We start from the raw sequence: 21,880 nt of genomic DNA on the forward strand, positions 1-21,880 counted from the left end.
GCTTTGCCCCGGCCGCGCCCATGCCCGACTCCACCTCCATCGACGTTGCCATCCTCGGCGGCGGCCCCGCGGGCTGCAGCGCCGCGTCGTGGCTGGCGCAGCTGGGGCTGTCGACGCTGCTGGTCGAGCGCGAGCCGCAGCTGTGCGCCGCGCTGCGCGGGCTGGAATTCCGCCAGGACTGGGTGCTGGGCCAGCCCGCCAGCGCGCTGGCCGACCTGGCCCTGCATTACGCCCGCCAGGTTGAGACCACGCCCGGCCTGGCGCTGCGCCTGGGCACGCGGGCCGAGTCGGCCCGCCACTCGGCCCACGACTCGGCCGGCGCCTGGACGCTGCAGCTGGCCACCGGCGAGCATGTGCACGCCCGCGCGCTGCTGATCGCCACGGGCCTGCGGCTGCTGCGGCCGGCACGCTATTTCGCCGTGCCCCACCCGCGCGTGCTGGACGCCACCGCGCTGACCGCCCGCCGCGAGGCCCTGCCGCCCGGCCGCGTGCTGCTGCTGGGCGCGGGCGACAACGCGGCCGAGAACGCGCTCTTCCTGGCCGACCGCGGCTGCGACGTGACGCTGTGGGCCCGGGGCAGCTGGCGCGCCCAGGCCCATCTTGCGTCACGCGCCGAGTCGCACCCGCGCATCCAGCTACGCCTGGCCACGCCGCTGCCCGACACGCTGCGGCCCGATGCCAGCGGCGTGAGCGTCGGCGGCGAGCGTTTCGACCTCGTCGCGGCCCTGCTGGGCTTCGAGCCCGAACCCTCGGCCTTCGCCCTGCTCAGCGAGCATGACCGGCCGCATGCCTTCGTCGCGGGCGACGCCAGCGGCCGCTGGCACCCCTGCGTGCAGACAGCGCTGGCCGACGGCGTGCAGGCCGCCAAGCTCATCGAGCAGGCGCTGCGCCCCGAGGCGGCCGCGGCCGCGCCGCAGCGCTTCAACAACCGTCAGGTCATCCATCTGCAGGGCCTGCGCTTCAAGGCCAACCTGGGCATCCTGGACTTAGAGCGCAGCGGCCCGCAGCCCATCCAGGTGGATGCCGAGGTCAACCTCGGTGCCCTGCCCATCGTCGCCCGCGACGCCGACATCGGCCGCGTGCTGGACTACCGCCGCATTCGCGCGGCCATCATCGACGAGTGCACGGTCGAGCACACCGACCTCGTCGAGGCCCTGGTGGGCAAACTCAGCAACCGCCTGATGAGCCTGACCGGCGTCGTCGGCGTGCGTGTGAAGCTGACCAAGCTCGAAATCTTCCCGGACTGCGAAGTCGCAGTCAGCTCCGAAACTGGAATCTGGTGACCAACGATGTCCGACGTCCTCGACCTCGAAGAACAAGCCGCCGCCGAAAAGAAGGCCGCGTTTGAGATCAACAAGCTGTCCAAGCGCCTGCACCGTCAGGTCGGCCAGGCCATCACCGACTTCAACATGATCGAAGACGGTGACAAGGTCATGGTCTGCCTGTCCGGCGGCAAGGACAGCTACGCGATGCTGGACATCCTGCTGAACCTGCAGCAGCGTGCGCCCATCAAGTTCAGCCTCGTCGCCGTCAATCTCGACCAGAAGCAGCCCGGCTTCCCCGCGGACGTGCTGCCCAACTACCTGCGTTCGCGCGGCGTGGACTTCCACATCGAGAACCAGGACACCTACTCCATCGTCAAGAAGCTCATCCCCGAGGGCAAGACGACCTGCAGCCTGTGCTCGCGCCTGCGCCGCGGCATCCTCTACCGCGTGGCCGGCGACCTGGGCGCCACCAAGATCGCGCTGGGCCATCACCGCGACGACATCGTCACGACGCTGTTCCTGAACATGTTCTTCGGCAGCCGCATCAAGGGCATGCCGCCCAAGCTGGTCAGCGACGACGGCAGGAACGTCGTCATCCGCCCGCTGGCCTATGTGAAGGAGCCCGACCTCGTGCGCTGGGCCGAGCACCGCGAGTTCCCCATCATCCCGTGCAACCTCTGCGGCAGCCAGGAGAACCTGCAGCGCGTGCAGGTCAAGGCCATGATCAACGAGTGGGAGAAGCACTACCCCGGCCGCATCGACAACATCTTCACGGCCATGGGCAGCATCGTGCCCTCGCACATGATGGACAAGAAGCTCTTCCCCTTCGAGACCATCAAGGCCACGGGCGTCGCCGACGCGGGCGGCGACATCGCCTTCGACGACGACGAGTCCTGCGCGACACCGTCGTCAACGAGCTCGGTGATCACGCTGCAACGCTGAGGCGGCGCCAGGCAGGCCGCTCACGCGACGGCCTGTTTTGCTTCACCTTTACACAGGGGCAATCTGGCGCGTTCAAAATCCCTCCATCGCAACGATGAAGGTGCCGTCATGAACCGCCGCCTGATCCTCTCCACTGCCACGGCCCTGGCCGTGGCCGCTCTGTCGGCCTGCACCGGCCCCTATATGGTCTCCGCCGACGTGTCCAGTTATGGCAACTGGCCGGCCGAGCGCAAGCCGGGCAGCTATGCCTTCGAGCGCCTGCCCTCCCAGCAGCACAACGAGGAGGCCAGCAAGCGCGAGACCACGCTGGAAGACGCCGCCAGGGCCGCGCTCGAAAAGGCCGGCTTCAAGCCCGCGGCCGATGCCAAGAACGCCGACGTGCTGGTCACGCTGGGCGCCCGCATCACCGCCTACGACCCCGTGCCCTGGGACGACCCGCTGTGGTGGCGCTGGCGCGGCCGCCTGGTCTCGCCGCGCTACGGCTATGCCGGCTGGGGTGGCTGGGGCTGGCGCAACGACCCCTTCTTCGACCGCCGCTACGACCGCGCCGTGGCCGTGCTGATGCGCGACCGCGCCAGCGGCGAGCCGCTGTTCGAGGCGCATGCCAGCAATGAAGGCAGCACCGCGGGCGGCGAGCCCATGATCGGCGCCCTGTTCGACGCCGCGCTGGCGGACTTCCCCAAGGTGGACGCCAAATCCCATCGCGTGAGCGTGCAAGTGGCCCGCTGACGACAGTCACACCGGCCTGCCCATAATCGCGACTTCGTTAAAACGCAGTCGCAAGGCAGGCATGGCGCTCAATATCGTGATCATGGCGGCGGGCAAGGGCACCCGCATGAAGTCCGCAACGCCCAAGGTGCTGCACAAGCTCGCCGGGCGCTCGCTGCTGGCCCATGTGCTGAAGAGCTGCGAGCCGCTGGACGCCGCCGCCCGCATCGTCATCACCGGCCATGGCGCCGAGCAGGTCGAGGCCGCCGTCGCCACGCCGGCGCTGAGCTTCGTGCGCCAGATACCCCAGCTCGGCACCGGCCACGCCATCCAGCAGGTCGTGCCGGCCCTGCTGGGCGAAGGCACGACGCTGATCCTGAACGGCGACGTGCCGCTGATCGAGACGGCCACGGCCAAGGCTCTGGTCGACGCCTGCGCCGGCGCCGCACTGGTGCTGCTGACCGTCGACCTCTTCGACCCCACCGGCTACGGCCGCATCATCCGCGACGCGGACGACGACGGCGTGCTCGCCATCGTCGAACACAAGGACGCCACGCCCGAGCAGCGCCTCATCCACGAAGGCTACAGCGGCATGATGGCCGCGCCCACGGCCGCGCTGAAGCGCTGGGTCGGCCAGCTCAGCAACAACAACGCCCAGGGCGAGTACTACCTGACCGACATCGTCGCGATGGCCGTGGCCGAAGGCCTGCCCGTGCTGGGCATCAAGGCCTCCAGCGAGACCGAGGTGCTGGGCGTCAACGACCCGGTGCAGCTCGCGCAGCTGGAGCGCGCCTTCCAGGTCAGCCAGGCCGAGGACCTGATGCGCGCCGGCGTGCGCCTGGCCGACCCGGCCCGCTTCGACCTGCGCGGCACGTTGAGCCACGGCCAGGATGTCGAGATCGACGTGAACTGCGTGTTCGAGGGCGAGGTCGAGCTGGGCGACGGTGTGCGCATCGGCGCCAACTGCGTGATCCGCAACGCGAAGATCGCCGCCGGGGCGCGCATCCACGAGTTCAGCCACATCGACGGCGAGAAGGCCGGCGGTGCCAGCGTCGGCGAAGGCGCGCTGATCGGCCCCTTCGCCCGCCTGCGCCCCGGCGCCCAGCTCGGTGCCGAGGTCCACATCGGCAACTTCGTCGAGGTCAAGAACTCGACGCTGGCCAGGGGCGCCAAGGCCAACCACCTGGCCTACCTCGGCGACGCGACCGTGGGCGAGCGCGTCAACTACGGCGCCGGCTCAATCACGGCCAACTACGACGGCGCCAACAAGCACCGCACCACGATCGGCAACGACGTGCATGTGGGCTCCAACTGCGTGCTGGTGGCCCCCGTCACGCTGGGCGATGGCGCGACGATCGGCGGCGGATCGACGATCACCAAGGACGTCAAGCCCGGCGAGCTCGCCGTGGCGCGCGGCAAACAGGTCGCACTGAGCGGCTGGACCCGCCCTGTCAAGAAGCGTTGAATAGGCCTCCTCGCGTGACTTTGTTCCGGCGTTTGCGTCGCGACGCCCGGGATGTGGGGCCGGTCACCCGACCGGCCAACCGTTAGGATGGCCCTGCCCACGAACCGCTGTACCCATGGCCCACGAACTCGACTTTGCCGCGCTCTCGCTTGACGATGCCGTCCCGGCCGACCTTGGCGCCTACGAGGCCGCCCAGGCACGCCGCCAGTATGAAGAGGCCGACGCCCGCAACCGCGCCCTGGAGTTCAAGGCCCAGGCCTGCGACAACGCCGCCGAGGCCTGCTGGTATCTGGCCCGCAGCCTGGGTGCCGCGCGCGACCTGCCCCAGGACGGCGAAGCTAGCCTGGAACTGCTGTTCCAGCTGATCGGCGCCCTGGCCGACCTGCCCGCCGACATCGCCACCGCGCCCCTGCCCGAGGTCGTCGGCGGCCGTAACGACGGCATCACCGAACTCTGCCAGCAGCTCGAGGCCGCCCGCGAGGTGACCGAGGAGGTGCTGATCGGCGCCGAGCTGGCACCGGCCCGCGCCCAGTTCTGCCACTGAGTCGAGCCTGCCCCAGCAATAAGAAAGGCGCCCGACGGGCGCCTTTGTCGTTTCGGGCCGGCCTCAGCCGCCGTTGCCGGCCAGCCCCAAGCTGGCAACGGGCGGCAGCGTCAGGCGGTTGTCCACGCCCTTGACGCCCAGGGTTGCCGCAGCCACGACGGTGGCGCGCTCGCGCGCCTGCGCGTCGGGGGCCTGGCCTTCGAGCTTGACGACGCCATGCTCGGTGCTGACGGCGATGGGCACGGCGGCCAGCACCGCATCGGTGGCCAAGGCCATCCTGACCTTGGCCGTGATGCCGCTGTCCTCCGGCTCGGCCGGCGCCTGCGCGAGAGCCGGCGCAGAGGGCGTCGGCGTGGCGGCCGGCTGGACCGGCTGCGCCGACTCCAGCGGCATGGCCGGCGCCGGGGCGGCCTGGGCCAGGGTCTCGGATGCCGGGTTCGGCGTCCGGGCGGCGGGCAGCCCGGCAGGCTTGGGCGTCTCGGTCGCGGTGGCCTTGGTCGCCTTGGCGACGGGCGCCGCGGCCACGCTCAGGGCCGGCTGGGCGGCGGGTGCCATGGCCGGCGCGGGCTGGGCTTCGTCGGGGCCGGGCGCGGCCGGGCCGGCGGCGGCAGGTGCGGCTGCCAGCTGCGCGTCCTCGGGCGAAGCCGGCGACGGCGCCGCGGGCTGCACCTGGCCGGTCACCGTGGGCGGCAGGGCTGGCTCGTCGGTGGGCAAGAGGTTGCGCGACATCGACACCGCCAGCACGATCAGCGCAGCACCGGCGCCTGCGCCGATCAGCCAGGGGCTGACCGTGGGGCGGGACTGCACCGCCGCGATGGCCACTGCCTCGCCCGCCACCTCGGGTACGGAGACACCGAGGCGGTCATCCGGCCGCGTGCGGTTGTCGGCACGGGCCGGCGCAGTCGCTTGCTGGTCAGGCGCGGCCGCCTCGATGTGATCGAGCCAGCCCTCGGCATGCACGGACTTGGGGAACTTCATCACGGCCTCCTGTCGTCGGAATCGACGGTTGCGATGAAGTCATTCTTGGGACCGGCCCGCGCCGGCGGTGCCGGCCAAGGCTTTTTCCTCCTGTAGGACAAGAGGCCGGGGGCGTGAGCAGCTGTGAGCGCCGTGAGAAGACCTTCAGCCCCCGCCGCGCCCCGGGTTGACCCGCAGGCGCGGCGGCACTGTGCCGAAATCGGCGCGCGCGGCGGCGGCCGCCATCAATACGGACCGACGCCCAATTCCTACGCTCGCGGCTCCCATAACCAAAGAGCCGAGGAGACCCGTGAGCAAACACTTTCCCACCCCGACCGCCGTCGCCGCCGCACTGCTGCTGGCCAGCCTGGGCGCCCAGGCGCAGGAGCAGGCCGCCAGCGAGACCGACAAATCGCTGGAGCGCGTCGTCGTCACCGGCTCCAACATCAAGCGCACGCAGGCCGAGACCTCGCAGCCGCTGCTGGTGATCTCGCGCAGCGAGATCAAGGCCATGGGGGCGATGACCGTCACCGACATCCTGGGCAACCTGACCGACAACGATCACAGCGCCCTCAGCGACCTGGGCGGCGCGAACTCCTGGGCCAGCGGCGCCTCGGGCGTGTCGCTGCGCAACCTTGGCCTGGGCGGCACGCTGACGCTGCTGAACGGCCGCCGCCTGACGAGCTACGGCTTCGCCGACGGCCTGCAGATGAACTTCTCCAACATCGACGCCATCCCGTCCGAGCTGATCGAGCGCATCGAGGTGCTGAAGGACGGCGCCTCGGCCATCTACGGCTCGGACGCCATCGGCGGCGTCATCAACATCATCACCAAGCAGGACTACACGGGCGTGGGCCTGGCCGTCAGCGCGCAGCAGTCGCTGCGCCAGAGCTTCCTGTCGCGCGACAAGACCGGCTCGGTGACGCTGGGCAAGGGCAGCCTGGAAGCCGACGGCTACAACGTCTACGGCCACCTGGAGATGTACCAACGCGGCGCCTACAAGAACAGCGACATCCGCCCGTTGCTGCCGACCTGGTACACCGATCTGAACCCGAGCCGCCTGCAGAAGTCGTCCGGCTCCTTCCCGGGCAACTACACGGGCTCGGTGCCGACGACGGCGGCCCCCGGTTGCGCGAAGGAGAACCTGGTCAACGGCATCTGCATGTACGACTACTGGAAGGACAGCGACGCCCGCCCCGGCACCGACCGCATCACCGGCATGGCCGGCGCGCGCTTCAAGCTGAACAACGACCTGACCGCCTTCACCGAGCTGCAGTTCGCCGACATCCGGGCCACCTACCACACGGCCGTCACGCGCAGCCAGGCGGCCGGGCTGACCAGCACCTGGTACGACTCGCTGAAGGGCGAGCTGCAGTCCTGGAGCTGGCCCGCGCTGCCGGTGGGCCACCCGAACAACCCCTACAACTTCCCGGTCACGCTGGCCTACCGCTACGTGGACAACCCCGACATGTTCAAGAACGTCGGCTCGTCCTTCGACCACCGCCTGATCTTCGGCGTGCAGGGCACGCTGGCGGGCTGGGACATCGACGCGGCCATCGGCGACATGGGCTCGCGCGCCTCGCAGCGCCAGCAGGGCCTGCCCGACCGCTTCGGCTACACCGACGCCGTCGTCAGCGGCGAGTACAAGTTCGGCCAGGCCAACCCGCAGTCCGTGCTGGACAAGATGTTCCCGGTGTTCGGCTCCGACGGCCACTACAAGGAGCAGTTCGCCGACTTCAAGGGCTCGCGCCAGATCGGCACCCTGCCCGGCGGCCCGCTGATGGTGGCCGTGGGCGCGGAGCTGCGCCACCAGGACTTCAGCCACCGCAGCATGGACGACGTGCTGCAGGCCCGCATCGTCGGCTTCTCGGGCGTGGCCATCGACGGCAGGCGCGACCTGGGCGCGGTGTTCACCGAACTGTCGGCCCCCATCACCAAGACGCTCGAGGCCACGCTGGCACTGCGCGGCGACCAGGTGTTCAACGGCTTCGGCGCCATCACGCCCAAGCTGCAGCTGGCCTGGCGGCCCACGCAATCGCTGCTGCTGCGCGGCACGCTGACCCAGGGCTTCCGCGCACCCAGCCTGCCCGAAACGGGTAATGGCGGCGCCTCGTGGTTCAACAACGGCATTCGCGACCCCAAGCGCTGCGACACCGCCACCGCGCTGCGCGACGCGCTGCGCACCGGCAACACGGCCGACCAGAGCGACGCCGAGGTCGCCTATGCCTCGGGCTGCAGCGTAAGCTTCCCGTCCGCCGTCACGCCCAACCCCAGCCTGCAGCCCGAGCGCTCCAACAACGCCTCGCTCGGCCTCGTGGTGCAGGTGACCGACAACGTCAGCGCGACCGTCGACTACTACGCCATCCAGCGCCGCAACGAGATCGGCGTGCTCGACATCGACCAGGTGCTGGCCAACGAAGGCGCCAGCTCCCCCCTCGTCCCGCGCGACCCCGTCAGCGTGCAGGACCAGCTCTGGTCGCAGCGCGCCAAGCAGCTGACCGGTCAGGACATCGCCTTCGCGACCGGCCCGATCCGCACGATGAAGCTGCAATACCGCAACCTCTACAAGACGCGGGTCGCCGGCTTCGACGTCGACGTGCAAAGCAAATGGGGCCTGGGCAACTGGGGCAAGCTGAACGTGGGCCTCGAGGCCAACATCCAGACCAAGCTGCAGTACTGGGATATCTACGCCAATGCCTATGGCCAGAACCGGGTCGACTACAGCGGCGTGCCGCGCACCAATGCCATCCTGAAGACCAACTGGAGCCGCGGCGACTGGTCGGTGGGCGGGCGCGTCAACTACACCGCCAGCACCAAGCTGGCGGGCAGCGAATGGGATGACCCCAACTACCAGGAATCGGGCTGCGTGACGCGCGGCGTGTCGGTCGACCAGTGCCGGGTCGCCTCGTGGACCAGCACCGATCTGTGGCTGCAATACACCGGCCTGAAGAACTGGACGCTGTCGGGCAATCTGTTCAATGCCTTCAACGAACAGCCGGCCATCTACCACCGCCCCGGCTCCGGCGTACCCTATCTGGACGGCCGCATCCTGAAGGTCAGCGCGGAGGTGAAGTTCTGATGCGGGGGCCACTGCTGCAGAGGCTGCTGGTGGCCGCGGCCGCCGGCATGCTGGCCGGCCTGGCGCCGGCGGCCGAAACCAACGACGCCGCCGACCCCTACCGCTGGCTGGAAGACGTCACCGGCGAACGCGCCCTCGCCTGGGTGAGTGCCCAGCAGCCCACGCTCGACCCGGTACTGAAGGCGCCGGGCTTCGGCAAGCTGGAGGCCGGCATCGCCGAGGTGCTGGCCTCGCCCGCGCGGCTGGCGCCCGCCGAGCAGCTGGGCGAAGGCGCGGCCGGCCAGGTCTACAACTTCTGGCGCGACGCCGAGCACCCGCGCGGCATCTGGCGCCGCAGCGCGCCCGAGGCCTATCTGCAGGGCAAACCGCGTTGGGAGACCGTGCTGGACCTGGACCGGCTTGCCCAGGACGAAGGCGAACGCTGGGTCTGGGCCGGGGCGACCTGCCTGGAGCCCGCCGCCCGTCGCTGCCTCGTCTCCCTGAGCCGCGGCGGCGGCGATGCCCATGTGCTGCGCGAGTTCGACACGGTCGACCGCCGCTTCGTGCCCGCCGCCGAGGGCGGCTTCGCGCTGCCCGAGGCCAAGGGCGGCGCGGCCTGGATGGATGCGAACACGCTGGGCGTCTACACCGACTTCGGCTCCGACAGCATGACCCGCTCCGGCTACCCGCGCCAGCTGAAGCTGTGGCGGCGCGGCACGCCGCTGGCCGACGCGCGGCTGCTGCTGGAAGGCGGCGCCGACGAGGTGGGCCTGTGGGCCTGGAGCGAGCGCCTGCAGGGGCAGCAGCAGTTCGTGCTCGAGCGCAGCACCAGCTTCTTCGCCGGCAAGCAATACCTGTGGCGCGATGGCCGCCTCGTCGAGCTGCCCAAGCCCGACGATGCGCGGGCCAGCCTGTTCGGCGCCCAGGCGCTGATCGAGCTGCGCTCCGACTGGGGCCAGGGCGACCAGGTCTATCCGGCCGGCGCCGTGATCGCCACGCCGCTGCAGGCCTGGCTGGGCGGCAAGCCGCAGTTCACGCTGCTGCACGACCCGGCCCGCGACGGCGCGCTGCAGAGCCTGACGCCGCTGCGCGATGCGCTGCTCGTCGTCAGCATGCGGGACGTGCGCCAGCACCTGAGCGAATGGCGCCAGCGGGGCAATGCCTGGCAGCGCCGCGCCGTGCCGACCGGCACACTGGAGAGCCTCTGGGTTGGCGCGCTGGCCGGCCAGGGCTCCAACCGTTATCTGCTGACGCGCAGCGGCTTCCTGCAGCCGCCCAAGCTGGAGGCGGCCGAGGCCGGCCAGGCGCGGCGGCGCACGCTGCAGCAGATGCCCGCCTTCTTCGACGCGAGCGGCCTGGATGTGCGCCAGCTGCATGCCACTTCAGCCGACGGCACGCAGGTGCCCTACTTCATCGTCACGCCGCGCGGGCCGGTGCCCGAGGGCGGCCGGCCCACGCTGCTCTACGGCTATGGCGGCTTCGAGATCTCGATGCGGCCGGGCTACAACGCCATCCTCGGCCGCGCCTGGCTGGCGCGCGGCGGCGTCTATGTGCTGGCCAATCTGCGCGGCGGCGGCGAGTTCGGCCCGCGCTGGCACCAGGCCGCGCTGCGCGAAAACCGCCAGCGCAGCTTCGACGACTTCATCGCCGTCGCCGAGGACCTGCAGCGCCGCGGCATCACGCGGCCCGACAGGCTCGGCATCATGGGCGGCAGCCTGGGCGGGCTGCTGACCTCGGTGGCCCTGGTGCAACGGCCCGAGCTGTTCGGCGCCGTCGTCAGCCAGGTGCCGCTGACCGACATGCGCCGCTACCACGAGCTGCTGGCCGGCGCGTCGTGGATCGAGGAGTACGGCAACCCCGACATCCCCGAGCAGTGGAACTACATCGGCAAATACTCGCCCTACCAGAACGCGAGCGCCGACAGGCCCTACCCGCCGGTGCTCTACACCAGCTCCACGCGCGACGACCGCGTCCATCCCGGCCATGCGCGCAAGATGGTGGCCCGGCTGCAGGCCCAGGGCCACGAGGTGCTGTATTGGGAGAACACCGAGGGCGGCCATGCCGGCGCCGCAACGCCGCAGCAGCAGGCAAGGCTGTGGTCGCTCAGCTACGGCTTCCTGCAGCAGCGCCTGATGGGCGGGCTGACGGCGGGCGAGCCGGCGCGCTGAACCCGCTCAGAAGCCGCGCACCGGCAGCGCTGCGCCACGCTGCAGCCAGTTGCGCGGCGAGTAGGCGCTCGCGGCGTCGGTGACGTGCAGCGTGTAGGCGTGGCGGGACTTGTCCGAGCGGTTGGCGGCCGAGTAGTGCGGCAGCAGGCCATGGAAGACGACCAGCGAGCCGGCCTCGACCTCCAGCGGGATGGCCTGCTGCGAGTCGGCCGCCGGCCAGGGCGTTGCGTCGACCTGCTCCATCCAGGCCTGGCGGCCATGGCGCACGAAGCGCTCGCGCAGCACGCCGCGCGCACCGCGGTGGCCGCCGGGCTCGGCCCACAGGCAGCCGTTGCGCAGCGTGGCATCTTCCAGCGCGAACCAGAAGGTCGTCACGGTGATGGGGTCGCTGTCGAAAAAGCTGGCGTCCTGGTGCCAGCGCACCTCGCCGCCGATGCCGGGCTGCTTGAAGATGAACATGCTCTGCCAGACCTGGGGCCGCGCCAGCCCCAGCGCCGCGGCCACGCCGCGCAGTGCCTCGCCCTTGGAGAAGGCGCTGAACACGGGGTCGAGGTCGTGCATCGCATGGCCGATCTTGTTGATGGCCAGTTCCTTGGGCACGCACAGCTGCCCCTCGGCGTCGAAGGCCTCCTCCTCGAAGAAGCAGCGCACCTGGTCGCCGCTGTCGAGGAAGTAGTCGTCGACATGGCGCTGCTGCTCCTCGGTCGTGAAGACGGGGCGCTGCTCGCCGGGGTCGAAAGCATCGACGATCCGCAGCGCGCGCTCGCGCAGCGCCGCGATGTCGGCGGCCGGCTTGAAGCCGGGGATGACGAGGAAGCCCTCGTCGGCATAGCGGTCCTGCTGAGCGGATGAGAGCTTCATCCGCCCGATTCTGGCTTCACCGCCAGGCGTCGGCGTGCTCGGCCACAAAAGTAGCGAACGTGCGCGGCGCATGGCCCGTCAGACGCTGCACGTCGGGGCTGATGCCGGACGCCCAGCCCTGCTTGTAGATATGGTTCAGGCTCATGAAGTAGCCCACCATCACGTCGGGCAGGCCCCAGCTCTTCAGCTGCGCCTGGGCCTCGGCTTCGGGGATGTCCTCGTAGCGGATGGCCCTGCCGGCAGCCTCGGCGATGGCCGCCACCTGGGCACCGGTGGACAGCGCCTCGCCGCCGGTCAGCGTGTAGGCCTGGCCGGCATGGGCGGCCGGGTCCAGCAGCACGGTGGCGGCAGCTTCGGCGATATCGCGCACGTCCACGACGCTGACGCCCGCCGTGCCGTGCGGCGCGGCGTAGACGCCGGCCTTCAGCTGCGCGGCGTAGAAGTTCACCCAGTTCTGCATGAAGCCGGCCGGGCGCAGCAGCGTGAACGGGATACCGCTCTGCTCGATCAGCGCGTCGATGCGGCCCTGGAGGTCGGCCAGCGCCACGGAGCTGCCGGTCTGGGCTCCGGCGCCGCTGCTGCGCACGATGTGTTTCACGCCTGCCGCCTTGGCAGCCTCGACGGCGTTGCGCGCCAGCTCGAAGCTGTCGGGCGTCAGCGGGAACAGCAGGAACAGCGTCTGCACGCCGGCAAAGGCCTCGCGCAGGCTGGCCGGGTTGGCGAAATCGCCGAGCAGCTTGCCCGACGCGGGCCTGCTGCTCATGACGGCGAATTCCGCGCCGCGTGCCTTCAGCACCTTGACGAGTTCGCTGCCGATGGTGCCGCTGGCACCGGTGACGAGGATGGGGGTGGCCATGATGATTTGCTCCGTTGGGGTGACGATGGGAGGAACTTTAGGAATCGATCGACATTCATTGAAGGCATAGGATCTACAAAGATTCACAACCATCGGTTGAAGATGCGCAACCTCCAGGGCCTGACGTCCTTCCTCGAAGCTGCCAGCGCCGGCAGCTTCACGGCCGCCGCGGCCCGGCTGGACCTGAGCCCGGCGGCGGTCAGCAAGAACGTCATGAAACTGGAGGCCGAGCTGGGCGTGCGGCTGTTCAACCGCCACACGCGGCGCATCCATCTGACGCCCGAGGGCCAGGCATTCGCCGAACAGGCCCGCGCCGCGCTGCGCGCGCTGGACGACGCGCTGGCCGGCGTGCGCGAGTCCCAGGCCGAGCCTTCGGGCCGGGTGCGCATCTCCGTGGGCGTCAGCTTCGGCCGGCTGCACGTGATGCCGGCCCTGCCGGGACTGCTGGCGCGCTTCCCCAGGCTGGAGATCGAGCTGACGCTGGACAACCGCAACATCGACCTCGTCGCCGAGGGCTACGACATCGGTATCCGCGGTGGCCGCGTGCGCGACTCGTCGCTGGTGTCGCGCCGCGTCTGTGCGCTGCCGCTGCTGCTCGTGGCCTCGCCCGACTATCTGGCACGCCGCGGCACACCGCGCGCGGCCGCCGACCTCGCAGCGCACGACTGCATCGGCGTGCGTTTCGCCAGCGGCCAGGCCGCGAGCTGGAAGCTGCGCCCCGCACCGGGCGAGCCGGCCCAGGAGTGGCTGCCGCCCGCGCGGCTGTGGGTCAGCGACCCCGAGGCCCCGCTGGGCCTGGTCCGGGCCGGGGCCGGCATCCTGCAGGTGGGCCTCCACCATGCCGCGGCCGACCTCCAGGCCGGCCGCCTCGTGCCCGTGCTGCCCGGGCTGCTGGCCCCCGACACGCGCGAGATCCATCTGCATTACCCGCACCGGCAGTTCCTGAGCCCGCGTGTGCGGGTCGTCGTCGATGAACTGCTGGCCCACTTCGCCACCATCGAGGCCCTGCACTGGCGCCCTGCCGGCTGGGCCGAGGGTTGAGCCGATTGCGCTGCTCCCGCGCCAAGCCCACAGTGCGGCCACCTCAACCTCGGGAGACTCCCGATGAAAGCGCTCAAGATCCTGCTGATCGCCGTCATCGCGCTGATCGTGCTGCTGTGCGCGGGCGGCCTGCTGCTGTCGCCGAAGTTCTCGGTCAGCCGCACGACGACCATCAACGCCACGCCCGACAAGGTCTACGCCCTCATCGCCGACCCGCAGGCCTGGAAGCAGTGGAGTGCCTGGAACCGGCGCGACCCGGCCATGGCCATCGAGTACAGCGGCGCAACCTCTGGCGCCGGCGCCGTCTGGGCCTGGAAGAGCAAGAGCCAGGGCGACGGCCGCATGACGTTCACGACGGCCGAGGCGCCCAGGCGCCTCGGCTACGAGCTCTATTTCCCGGACTTCGGCACCACGTCGACCGGCGAGTTCCGCCTCGACCCCAATGGCGGCCGCACCCAGCTCACCTGGACCATGGACGGCAACATGGGCCGCAACCCGATGTACCGCTGGATGGGCCTGTTCATGGACAAGATGGTCGGCCCCGACTTCGACGCCGGCCTGGCCAGCCTGAAGGCGCTGGCCGAGAAGGGCTGATCAGCGGCTCGGCTCCCAAGCGAGGGCCAGCGCCAGCGCCGCCTCGGTAACCGCACGGCCCAGCGGCGTGGCCGGATCGGGCCGGCGCAGGCGCGGCTGCGCGCCGCCCAGGTCCAGGCTGCCGACGACGGTGCCCTGGTACAGCATCTCGTAGCCCACCGCCGCGGCCTGGGGCTGGACGCTGCCTTCGCGCAGATGGACGGAGCGCAGCCCCACCGTCAGCTCGCCGCGGCGGTAGGCACCCTCGCGGCCGAGCCGGCCGCGGCGCATCTGGCCCTCGCCGATCTGCAGCATGGCCGCCGGCGCGCTGCCCCAGCGGCAGCTCAGCACCCAGGGCCTGCTGTCGGTCAGGCGGCCGTTCGCGCTTTGCTCGGGCGTCCAGGCCTCGCAGACGGCCGCACTGTCGCCGGCCGGGCCGGCCCAGCTGAAGCGCAGCGGCGTGCGCAGCGCGGCCGGCAGCGGCTCGAACAGCGCCAGCCGCTCCGCGCCGCGCTCGTAGCGCACACGCTGGCCGTTCAGCAGGAACTCGCCCTGCCGCCCCCAGGCGGGCTTGCCGAAGGACTCCTGCGCGACGCCGGCCACCGACGCGGCCTGGGCCATGCGCGTCTCGTGCAGGCTGGCACAGCCGGCCGCGAGCAGGGCGGTCAGTGCGAGGACGATGGCTGAAGATCGCGACATGGCGGGCTTGGGCAGTGGCATGCAGGCGCACTCTAGGACCGGCCGCCGGCGCAATTGCAAGCGGTGGCGACGGGCGAGGCGCTGGCCAACAGGCTGTTACCTTGACGGCCCGTCGCCAGCCACCGCAGCTCATCCCGGCCATGCCGCCGGCAGTCGCGTCCACCTCGCGCGCGGGCCGGTGCCGCAGGCATGCTGCGGCCCTGATCGCAGCACACCGACTCCTGCCATGCCGACATCTCCACCCCGCCTGCAACTCGCCGCCTTCGCACTGCTGGCCGAATGCCTGCACCTCGGCTGGGAGGCGCTGCACGGCGGCATCGCCACCCACCACCTGCTGCAGCGCGCCGACCTGCCGGGCCTGTCCAACCTCTGGGGCCTGCTCGTGCTGCCGGCGCTGGCCGCCTGGGCCGCCGGCCGGCTGCCGCCCGCCACGGCAGGCGACGGCCGGCGCATCGCCGTCGGCTTCGCGCTGCCGCTGCTGCTCGGCGCCGCGCTGTCGCTGGCCTTCACGCTGCAGTTGCAGGCGCTGACCGAGGCCGTCTTCTTCGGCTCGATGCTGCTGGCCCTGCTGCTGCCGGCACATCGCCCGGAGAGCCTGTTCGGCTTCGTGCTGGGCATGAGCTGGACCTTCGGCGCCCTGCTCCCGACGCTGATCGGCGCCGTCATCGCCGGCCTCTCCTGGCTCGTGCGCGGCATCGCCCGCCGCGCCTGGCGGGTCGTGAGGCCTGCATGACTGCGGCCGGCCCGCGCGTGCTGAAATCGCCGCCTCAACAGGAGGCTCCATGGAACGCGTGATCGGCTTCGGCGGCATCTTCTTCAAGTCCCGTGACCCCAAGGCCCTGTCCGAGTGGTACCGCGTACACCTCGGCCTGGACGTCAAGCCCTGGGGCGGTGCCAAGATCCCCGGTAGCGCGGGCATGACGGCGTGGACACCCTTCAAGGCCGACACGGGTTACTTCGCACCGAGCGAGGCCCCCTTCATGGTGAACTTCCGCGTCGCCGACCTGCATGGCCTGCTCGCCGCGCTGCGTGCCGAGGGCTGCCAGGTCGTCGGCGAGCCGCAGGATTCCGAGTACGGCAAGTTCGGCTGGGTGCTGGACCCCGAGGGCAACAAGGTGGAGCTCTGGGAGCCCCCAGCAGGGCAGTAGCGCCAGGCCCGCGGCGTTGATGCACAGTCCGGTGCGTCGCGTTCTCCCTTTCTTCATCATGAACCTCCGAATTCGCGCGCTGCTCAGCGGCGCTGCGCTGCTCGCCGCCGCGCTGGCGACGGCCGCCCCGTCATCCCCGCAGCTGCATCAACTGGCGCAGCAGGAACAACCCGCACTGCTCGACACGCTGCGCGCGCTGGTGGAGGTCGAGTCGGGAAGCAAGGACCTGGACGGCCTGGCCCAGTTGGCCGGCCTGATTGCCGGGAAGCTGAAGGCCCTCGGCGGCGAGGTCTCGGTGATCGAGCCGACCGACCTCTATCGAATGGACGACACGCCGGCACGCGTGGGTTCGATGGTGAAGGCACAGTTCAAGGGCCGTGGCAGCAAGAAAGTGCTGTTCATCGCCCACATGGACACGGTGTACCTGAAGGGCATGCTGAAAGGCCAGCCGTTTCGCATCGACGGCAACAAGGCCTATGGGCTGGCCATCGCCGACGACAAGCAGGGCGTGGCGACCATCCTGCATGCCGTCGCCCTGCTGCAGAAGGCCGGCATCGACGACTACGGCACGCTGACGGTGCTGATCAACGGCGACGAGGAAATCAGCTCGCCCGGTGCGCGCGCCACGATCTCGAGCACCGCCGCAGACCAGGACCTGACGCTGTCCTTCGAAGCCGGCGGCGTGCAGGGCGGCGTGCGCCTGGCCACCAGCGGCATCGGCGCCGCCTATCTGTCGGTGGAAGGCCGGGCCTCGCATGCCGGTGCGCGGCCGGAGGCCGGCATCAATGCGCTGACCGAACTCGCCCACCAGCTGCTCCAGATGCAGGACCTGTCGGCACCGGATGCCGGCGTCAAGCTGAACTGGACGCTGGCACAGGCAGGCACGAACCGGAACGTGATCCCGGCCCAGGCCACGGCCCAGGCGGACGTGCGCGCGCTGCGCGTGGCCGATTTCGAGCGCCTGGAGCAGGAGATGCAGAGGCGCATCCAGCAGCGGCGCCTGCCGGACGCCAAGGTGCAGCTCAAGTTCGAGGTGCGCCGGCCGCCGCTGGAAGCCGCCGCAGCGTCGCGCGCCCTGGCCCGGCGCGCCCAGCAGATCTATGCCGAGATCGGCCTGCCGATGAAGGTGGCCGAGGTGGCCACGGGCGGTGGCACGGACGCCGCCTTCGCAGCCCTGCATGCGCGCGGGCCGGTGATCGAAGGCCTGGGCCTCACCGGCTTCGGCGCGCATTCGAACGATGCCGAATATGTGGACACCGGGACGATCGCCCCGCGGCTCTACCTGATTGCGCGGCTGGTCATGGAATTGAGCGCCGCCACGGCGGATTAGTCCACTGCGTCGGACGCGGCCGAGGCCGCCGGGGCCGCCGCCGGCAGGCCGATGCGCGCGATGGCCAGGTCGCCCGCGAACTCCTCGTAGAACCACTCGCCGTCGCGCTGCACCAGGCCTTCGCTCGGCGGCGTCAGCGTCGCATTGGGCTGGCCGCGCAGCGCCACCGCCATCGTCGCGGCCCAGACCGGCAGGGCCAGGCCGCCACCGCTCTCGCGCTCGCCGAGGGACTTGGGGTTGGGGTAGCCGATCCAGACCGCGCCGGCGCGCGTGGCCTGGAAGCCGCAGAACCAGGCGTCCACCGCGTCATTGGTCGTGCCCGTCTTGCCGTAGAGGTCCCAGCGCCCGAGCATGGCGCTGGCCCGCGCGCCGGTGCCCTCGCGCGTGACGGCGGCCAGCAGCTGCGAGGTCATGAAGGCATTGCGCGCGTTGACGGCCGTGCGCGGCTTGGGCGGATCGGCTTTCCACAGCACGATGCCCTGGGCGTCCTGCACATGGTCGATGAGCCAGGCGGTGGGCAGCTGGCCGGCGTTGGCGAAGGCCGCATAGCCCTGGGCCATCTGCAGCGGCGTGACCGAGCCGGTGCCCAGCGCCAGTGTCAGGTTCAGCGGCTGCTTGGCCTCGTCGAAGCCGAAACGCGACGTCCAGGCGCGGGCGCGCTGCGGGCCGATGGCCTGCACGAGGCGGATGGTGACCATGTTCTTGGACTTGGCCAGGGCCTGGCGCAGCGTCAGCGCCTCCTCGTACTGGCCGTCGGAGTTGCGCGGCGCCCAGTCGCCCTGCTCGAAGGGCTGGTCGCTGACCAGGGTGCCGGCCCAGGCGCCCTGGTCGATCAGCGCCGAGTAGATGAAGGGCTTGAAGGCCGAGCCCGGCTGGCGCCAGGCCTGGGTGGCCGAGTTGAACTGGTTGCGCGCGAAGTCGAAGCCACCCACCAGCGCACGGATCGCGCCGCTGGCCGGGTCCAGCGTGACGACGGCGCCTTCGGCCTGCGGCACCTGGCTCAACGCCCAGTTGCCGGCGCCGGATTCCAGCACGCGCAGCACCGCGCCGCGCCGGGCGTTCTGCAGCGCACGCAGCGCGCTGCCCTTGAGCGTGATCTTCTGGCCATCGGCCAGCACCAGCTCGGCGGCGCTCTTGTTCATGTCGAGCAGCACGGCCGTCTTCAGCTCGCCCAGGTCGGGTTGGGCGTCGAAGGCGGCGTCCAGTGCGTCGTCGAGCTCGTCGCCCCCGTCGGGCAAGGTCAGCGTGGTCTCGGGGCCGCGCCAGGGCTGGCGGCGCTCGAGCTCGAAGAGGGCATGGCGCAGCGCCTCCTGGGCCGCGGCCTGCTCGGCGTAATGCAGCGTGGTGTAGACCGTCAGGCCGCGGGTGTAGGCCTCCTCGCCATAACGCGTGACCATCTCGGCGCGCACCTGCTCGGCCGCATGGTCGGCGACGCCGGACAGGCGCTTGGGCCGACGCACCTCCAGCGGCTTGTCGTGCGCCGCCTTGGCCTGCTCGGGGCTGATCAGCCCCACGGCCTGCAACCGCCCCAGCACCACATGCTGGCGCCGCGTGGCGCGCTCCGGGTAGAGCACGGGGTTGAGCTTGATCGGATCCTTGGGCAGGCCGACGAGCATCGCGATCTCGCCAACGTCCAGCTTGTCCAGCGGCTTGCCGAAGTAGCGCTCGGCCGCAGCGCCAAAGCCGTAGGCCTTGTTGCCCAGCGCGATCTGGTTCATGTAGATCTCGAGGATCTGCTCCTTACCGAGGTTCTTCTCGATCTTGATCGCCAGCAGCGCCTCCTGGGCCTTGCGCCACAGGGTCTGCCGGTTCGTCAGATAGATGTTGCGGGCCAGCTGCTGCGTGATGGTGGATGCGCCCTGCAGCCGCGTCGGGTGCAGCAGGTTGTGGCCGAAGGCGCGCAGGATGCCGCCGAAGTCGATGCCCGAGTGGTTGTAGAAGTCGCTGTCCTCGACGGCCAGCAACGCGTCCTGCAGGGGCTTGGGGATGTCCTTCAGCGGCACGAAGCGGCGCCGCTCGGCGCCGAACTCGCCGATGAGCTGGCCGTCCTCGCTGAGCACGCGCAGCGGCTGGTGCGGCTGGTAGTCGGTCAGTGCGTCGAGCTCGGGCAGCTGGGCCCAGACGAAGGTCGCGACGATGGCGCCCAGCAGCAGCGCCACCAGGGGCAGCGCGACGAGGGCGCCCAGCCAGGGGCGTTGGGCGAAGAGCTTCAGCATGGCGCGCATGGTAGGTGCAGTGGCGCGACAGCTCGGCGCAAGCCCCGCGCTACACCTTGAGGATGCGCCCCAAAGCCTAGGGGCGCCCAGGCGCGGCGAGGCTGTCTAAGCTGCGGGCACCGCCTTCGCCAAGGAGCCCGCCATGCGGATGACCTGCACCTGCCACATCGTGCCCAAGGACGTGCTCGAACGCCTTGCCAGCGACAAGAAGCTGTCCGCCGAGCTGCGCAAGGCCGCGCGCGACAGCGCCCGCATGAGCGACGGCCTGCGCGCCCTGCGCACCCAGGCCGCCGCGCTGACGCAGCTGGCCCACGAGGCCGGCTCCCATCTCGTGCAGCTGGCCATCGCGCCCAAGATCACCGTCTACGACTGCAAGCACACGCAGACGCTGCCGGGAGCGCCTATCGCCAGCCCCGGTGCCTCCAAGGACGCGACCGCCAAGCGCTGCTTCGCCGAGACGACCGACGTCGCCAAGTTCTACAAGACCGTGTTCGGCCGCAATTCCATCGACGATGCCGGCATGACGATGATGTCCAGCATCCACTACGGCCGGAACTACAACAACGCGATGTGGAACGGCTCGCAGATGCTCTATGGCGATGGCGACGGCAAGCTCTTCACCGACTTCACCGGCGGCAACGACGTCATCGGACACGAGCTCACCCATGGCGTCACCCAGCACAGCCTGCAGCTGGCCTACAGCGGCGACGCCGGCGGCCTCAACGAAAGCCTGTCGGACTGCTTCGGATCGATGTTCCGGCAGTGGGAGGCCGGCCAGGACGTCACCGCGGCCGACTGGTTGATCGGCGCCGACATCATGGGACCGGCCGCCAAGGCCAAGGGCTACAAGGCGCTGCGCAACATGGCCAAGCCCGACGACAAGGCCGCGCTGGCGGCCCAGCCCACGCGGTATTCGCAGATCACGCCCGGCATGGACCCGCACTACAGCAGCGGGCCGCCCAACCTCGCCTTCTGCACCGCCTGCAAGACCCTGGGCGGCAAGAGCTGGGAGAAGATAGGCCAGGTCTGGTATGCCGCGCTGACCACCTCGGGCGCCCAGCCCAACATGACCATGCCTCAGTTCGCCGCCCGCACCCGCCAGCTCGCCGCCCAGAACTACGCCGCCCAGCCCACCGTGGCCGCGGCCGTCGATGCCGGCTGGAAGACGGTCGGCCTGTGAGGCGCCATGCAGGCTGAGGACAGGCTCGAGGTCGAGCGCCTGGGCGGCTTCGCCGGCATGGGCGGGCCGGGCTCGCACATCCGCAGCATCGGCAGCCTGCAGGGGCATCAGCTCAGCGCCGCCGAGCGCGGGCACCTGGCCGCGCTGTTCAGCGGCAGCGTCCGGCCCGCGCCGGAGCAACCCGGTGCGGCCGACGGCTTCCGCTACCGCCTCACGCTGCACCGCGCCGGGGTTGCCGCGCCAGCCGTCGTCGAGCTGCCCGAAGCGGCCGTGCCCGAGCGCGTGCGCGCCAGCGTCCACGACGAACTGGCCTAATGACCTGATGCCGCGTCGGCCCCGGGAGGGCCGGAACTCATGGCGCCCTCCGACCGTCGGCCGCAACGTGCGCTTCATCGGATGAATCCCGAGCTTCGTCAGGCGGCGGCTGACCCGGCTCCGTGTGATCTCTAACGTGGCGCCACCGACACACCGATGGAGCCCGCCATGAAGGCCCTTCTGCTGCCTCTCCTGCCTCTGCTGCTGACCACCGCCCGGCCCGCCTTCGCAGCCGACGCCGGGCCCGCCATCTGCCCGCAGATCGGCGAACAACTCACCGAAGACCTCGCCAGCGCCCGCCAGCGCATCGGCCGAGACGGCCATGTGCGCGTCGAGTTCGAGGTCGATGCCCGCGGCCGCGCCCGCCTCGTCGACATGGACGGCACGCGCTCCTACCGCACCCCGGTGCGCATCGCCCTGGACACCCTGGACTGCCGCGCCGGCACGCCGCAGCGCTATGTCCTTGACATCCGCTTCGCCGACCCCGTGCCCCTGGCCGTCGCGGCGGCAGCCTCCGCCACCGTCGCCCGGGCCGAGCCACGCTGACCCCACAC

General features: G+C 70.7%; 20 protein-coding genes and 1 pseudogene. 16 read left to right on the plus strand and 5 right to left on the minus strand.

All coding sequences use genetic code 11. The features are described 5' to 3' along the window. Positions 1-20 precede the first annotated feature (20 nt). The 6 genes and pseudogenes from EV671_RS27220 to EV671_RS06110 all read left to right on the plus strand — a co-directional run. Positions 21-572: pseudogene (locus tag EV671_RS27220) on the plus strand (FAD-dependent oxidoreductase); the annotation flags it as partial. A 312-nt stretch (positions 573-884) separates the two neighbouring features. After that, positions 885-1,283: a dihydroneopterin aldolase gene (locus tag EV671_RS27225; protein WP_243655610.1), complete on the plus strand. Its 399-nt coding sequence runs from the start codon at positions 885-887 to the stop codon at positions 1,281-1,283. A 6-nt stretch (positions 1,284-1,289) separates the two neighbouring features. Beyond that, positions 1,290-2,207 (plus strand): tRNA 2-thiocytidine(32) synthetase TtcA, encoded by a 918-nt coding sequence (gene ttcA / locus EV671_RS06095; RefSeq protein ID WP_132570406.1) that lies wholly within the window; start codon positions 1,290-1,292, stop codon positions 2,205-2,207. Positions 2,208-2,315: 108 nt separating this feature from the next. Continuing rightward, positions 2,316-2,936, plus strand: a complete 621-nt coding sequence (locus EV671_RS06100; RefSeq protein ID WP_243655599.1) for a DUF4136 domain-containing protein — start codon at positions 2,316-2,318, stop codon at positions 2,934-2,936. A 61-nt stretch (positions 2,937-2,997) separates the two neighbouring features. Next, positions 2,998-4,380, plus strand: coding sequence for a bifunctional UDP-N-acetylglucosamine diphosphorylase/glucosamine-1-phosphate N-acetyltransferase GlmU (gene glmU, locus EV671_RS06105; protein ID WP_132570407.1), 1,383 nt, complete (start codon positions 2,998-3,000; stop codon positions 4,378-4,380). 115 nt (positions 4,381-4,495) lie between these two features. Next, positions 4,496-4,924 carry a hypothetical protein gene (locus EV671_RS06110; protein ID WP_132570408.1) on the plus strand — a complete coding sequence of 143 codons (429 nt, stop codon included), beginning with the start codon at positions 4,496-4,498 and terminating at the stop codon, positions 4,922-4,924. A 63-nt stretch (positions 4,925-4,987) separates the two neighbouring features. Here EV671_RS06110 and EV671_RS06115 read toward each other — a convergent pair whose 3' ends face one another. Then, entirely contained in the window at positions 4,988-5,902 is a 915-nt protein-coding gene (locus EV671_RS06115) for a BON domain-containing protein (RefSeq protein ID WP_132570409.1), read from the minus strand. 289 nt (positions 5,903-6,191) lie between these two features. Here EV671_RS06115 and EV671_RS06120 point away from each other — a divergent pair, with 289 nt between their 5' ends. Further along, complete coding sequence (locus EV671_RS06120; protein WP_165917484.1) at positions 6,192-8,960, plus strand: TonB-dependent receptor plug domain-containing protein; 2,769 nt, start codon at positions 6,192-6,194, stop codon at positions 8,958-8,960. Beyond that, complete coding sequence (locus tag EV671_RS06125) at positions 8,960-11,107, plus strand: prolyl oligopeptidase family serine peptidase (RefSeq protein WP_243655600.1); 2,148 nt, start codon at positions 8,960-8,962, stop codon at positions 11,105-11,107. The genes EV671_RS06120 and EV671_RS06125 overlap by 1 nt, the downstream gene beginning before the upstream one ends. 6 nt (positions 11,108-11,113) lie before the next feature. Here the strand turns inward: EV671_RS06125 and EV671_RS06130 are convergent, their stop codons facing one another. Both EV671_RS06130 and EV671_RS06135 read right to left on the minus strand, forming a co-directional pair. Next, positions 11,114-11,968: a phytanoyl-CoA dioxygenase family protein gene (locus EV671_RS06130; RefSeq protein ID WP_132570411.1), complete on the minus strand. Its 855-nt coding sequence runs from the start codon at positions 11,966-11,968 to the stop codon at positions 11,114-11,116. A gap of 16 nt (positions 11,969-11,984) precedes the next feature. Beyond that, positions 11,985-12,824 (minus strand): SDR family oxidoreductase, encoded by an 840-nt coding sequence (locus EV671_RS06135; RefSeq protein WP_132570412.1) that lies wholly within the window; start codon positions 12,822-12,824, stop codon positions 11,985-11,987. A gap of 102 nt (positions 12,825-12,926) precedes the next feature. On the opposite strand from EV671_RS06135, the gene EV671_RS06140 reads away from it, so the two are divergent. After that, positions 12,927-13,865, plus strand: a complete 939-nt coding sequence (locus tag EV671_RS06140; protein ID WP_132570413.1) for a LysR family transcriptional regulator — start codon at positions 12,927-12,929, stop codon at positions 13,863-13,865. Between the two features lie 63 nt (positions 13,866-13,928). After that, positions 13,929-14,459, plus strand: coding sequence for an SRPBCC family protein (locus tag EV671_RS06145; protein ID WP_132570414.1), 531 nt, complete (start codon positions 13,929-13,931; stop codon positions 14,457-14,459). Here EV671_RS06145 and EV671_RS06150 read toward each other — a convergent pair whose 3' ends face one another. After that, positions 14,460-15,137, minus strand: a complete 678-nt coding sequence (locus tag EV671_RS06150; RefSeq protein ID WP_132570415.1) for a hypothetical protein — start codon at positions 15,135-15,137, stop codon at positions 14,460-14,462. It abuts the gene before it with no gap. A gap of 226 nt (positions 15,138-15,363) precedes the next feature. Here EV671_RS06150 and EV671_RS06155 point away from each other — a divergent pair, with 226 nt between their 5' ends. Genes EV671_RS06155 through EV671_RS06165 form a run of 3 tightly spaced genes read left to right on the plus strand, consistent with a single transcriptional unit; the run spans position 15,364 to position 17,615 of the window. After that, positions 15,364-15,870 (plus strand): hypothetical protein, encoded by a 507-nt coding sequence (locus EV671_RS06155; protein WP_132570416.1) that lies wholly within the window; start codon positions 15,364-15,366, stop codon positions 15,868-15,870. Between the two features lie 49 nt (positions 15,871-15,919). Further along, positions 15,920-16,285: a VOC family protein gene (locus tag EV671_RS06160; protein WP_132570417.1), complete on the plus strand. Its 366-nt coding sequence runs from the start codon at positions 15,920-15,922 to the stop codon at positions 16,283-16,285. Between the two features lie 58 nt (positions 16,286-16,343). Next, positions 16,344-17,615, plus strand: coding sequence for a glutamate carboxypeptidase (locus EV671_RS06165; RefSeq protein WP_132570418.1), 1,272 nt, complete (start codon positions 16,344-16,346; stop codon positions 17,613-17,615). On the opposite strand, the gene EV671_RS06170 is transcribed toward EV671_RS06165, so the two are convergent. Continuing rightward, positions 17,612-19,831, minus strand: coding sequence for a penicillin-binding protein 1A (locus EV671_RS06170; RefSeq protein ID WP_165917485.1), 2,220 nt, complete (start codon positions 19,829-19,831; stop codon positions 17,612-17,614). The genes EV671_RS06165 and EV671_RS06170 overlap by 4 nt on opposite strands. Positions 19,832-19,973: 142 nt before the next feature. On the opposite strand from EV671_RS06170, the gene EV671_RS06175 reads away from it, so the two are divergent. The 3 genes from EV671_RS06175 to EV671_RS06185 all read left to right on the plus strand — a co-directional run bounded on the left by EV671_RS06175 (position 19,974) and on the right by EV671_RS06185 (position 21,872). Then, positions 19,974-21,011, plus strand: coding sequence for a M4 family metallopeptidase (locus tag EV671_RS06175; protein WP_207911099.1), 1,038 nt, complete (start codon positions 19,974-19,976; stop codon positions 21,009-21,011). A 6-nt stretch (positions 21,012-21,017) separates the two neighbouring features. Then, positions 21,018-21,326, plus strand: coding sequence for a protealysin inhibitor emfourin (locus EV671_RS06180; protein WP_132570420.1), 309 nt, complete (start codon positions 21,018-21,020; stop codon positions 21,324-21,326). A 168-nt stretch (positions 21,327-21,494) separates the two neighbouring features. Next, complete coding sequence (locus tag EV671_RS06185) at positions 21,495-21,872, plus strand: hypothetical protein (RefSeq protein WP_132570421.1); 378 nt, start codon at positions 21,495-21,497, stop codon at positions 21,870-21,872. Positions 21,873-21,880: the final 8 nt, after the last annotated feature.

This window comes from Roseateles saccharophilus, assembly GCF_004342485.1.
In the GTDB taxonomy this organism is placed as follows: Bacteria; Pseudomonadota; Gammaproteobacteria; order Burkholderiales; family Burkholderiaceae_C; genus Pelomonas; species Pelomonas saccharophila.

Excerpts from the sequence above, each read along its gene's own strand:
- ttcA (WP_132570406.1), top strand. The coding sequence starts at position 1,290 with ATGTCCGACGTCCTCGACCTCGAAGAACAAGCCGCCGCCGAAAAGAAG.
- EV671_RS06100 (WP_243655599.1), top strand. The coding sequence starts at position 2,316 with ATGAACCGCCGCCTGATCCTCTCCACTGCCACGGCCCTGGCCGTGGCC.
- glmU (WP_132570407.1), top strand. The coding sequence starts at position 2,998 with ATGGCGCTCAATATCGTGATCATGGCGGCGGGCAAGGGCACCCGCATG.
- EV671_RS06110 (WP_132570408.1), top strand. The coding sequence starts at position 4,496 with ATGGCCCACGAACTCGACTTTGCCGCGCTCTCGCTTGACGATGCCGTC.
- EV671_RS06115 (WP_132570409.1), bottom strand. The coding sequence starts at position 5,902 with ATGAAGTTCCCCAAGTCCGTGCATGCCGAGGGCTGGCTCGATCACATC.
- EV671_RS06125 (WP_243655600.1), top strand. The coding sequence starts at position 8,960 with ATGCGGGGGCCACTGCTGCAGAGGCTGCTGGTGGCCGCGGCCGCCGGC.
- EV671_RS06130 (WP_132570411.1), bottom strand. The coding sequence starts at position 11,968 with ATGAAGCTCTCATCCGCTCAGCAGGACCGCTATGCCGACGAGGGCTTC.
- EV671_RS06135 (WP_132570412.1), bottom strand. The coding sequence starts at position 12,824 with ATGGCCACCCCCATCCTCGTCACCGGTGCCAGCGGCACCATCGGCAGC.
- EV671_RS06140 (WP_132570413.1), top strand. The coding sequence starts at position 12,927 with ATGCGCAACCTCCAGGGCCTGACGTCCTTCCTCGAAGCTGCCAGCGCC.
- EV671_RS06145 (WP_132570414.1), top strand. The coding sequence starts at position 13,929 with ATGAAAGCGCTCAAGATCCTGCTGATCGCCGTCATCGCGCTGATCGTG.
- EV671_RS06150 (WP_132570415.1), bottom strand. The coding sequence starts at position 15,137 with ATGTCGCGATCTTCAGCCATCGTCCTCGCACTGACCGCCCTGCTCGCG.
- EV671_RS06155 (WP_132570416.1), top strand. The coding sequence starts at position 15,364 with ATGCCGACATCTCCACCCCGCCTGCAACTCGCCGCCTTCGCACTGCTG.
- EV671_RS06160 (WP_132570417.1), top strand. The coding sequence starts at position 15,920 with ATGGAACGCGTGATCGGCTTCGGCGGCATCTTCTTCAAGTCCCGTGAC.
- EV671_RS06165 (WP_132570418.1), top strand. The coding sequence starts at position 16,344 with ATGAACCTCCGAATTCGCGCGCTGCTCAGCGGCGCTGCGCTGCTCGCC.
- EV671_RS06170 (WP_165917485.1), bottom strand. The coding sequence starts at position 19,831 with ATGCTGAAGCTCTTCGCCCAACGCCCCTGGCTGGGCGCCCTCGTCGCG.
- EV671_RS06175 (WP_207911099.1), top strand. The coding sequence starts at position 19,974 with ATGCGGATGACCTGCACCTGCCACATCGTGCCCAAGGACGTGCTCGAA.
- EV671_RS06180 (WP_132570420.1), top strand. The coding sequence starts at position 21,018 with ATGCAGGCTGAGGACAGGCTCGAGGTCGAGCGCCTGGGCGGCTTCGCC.
- EV671_RS06185 (WP_132570421.1), top strand. The coding sequence starts at position 21,495 with ATGAAGGCCCTTCTGCTGCCTCTCCTGCCTCTGCTGCTGACCACCGCC.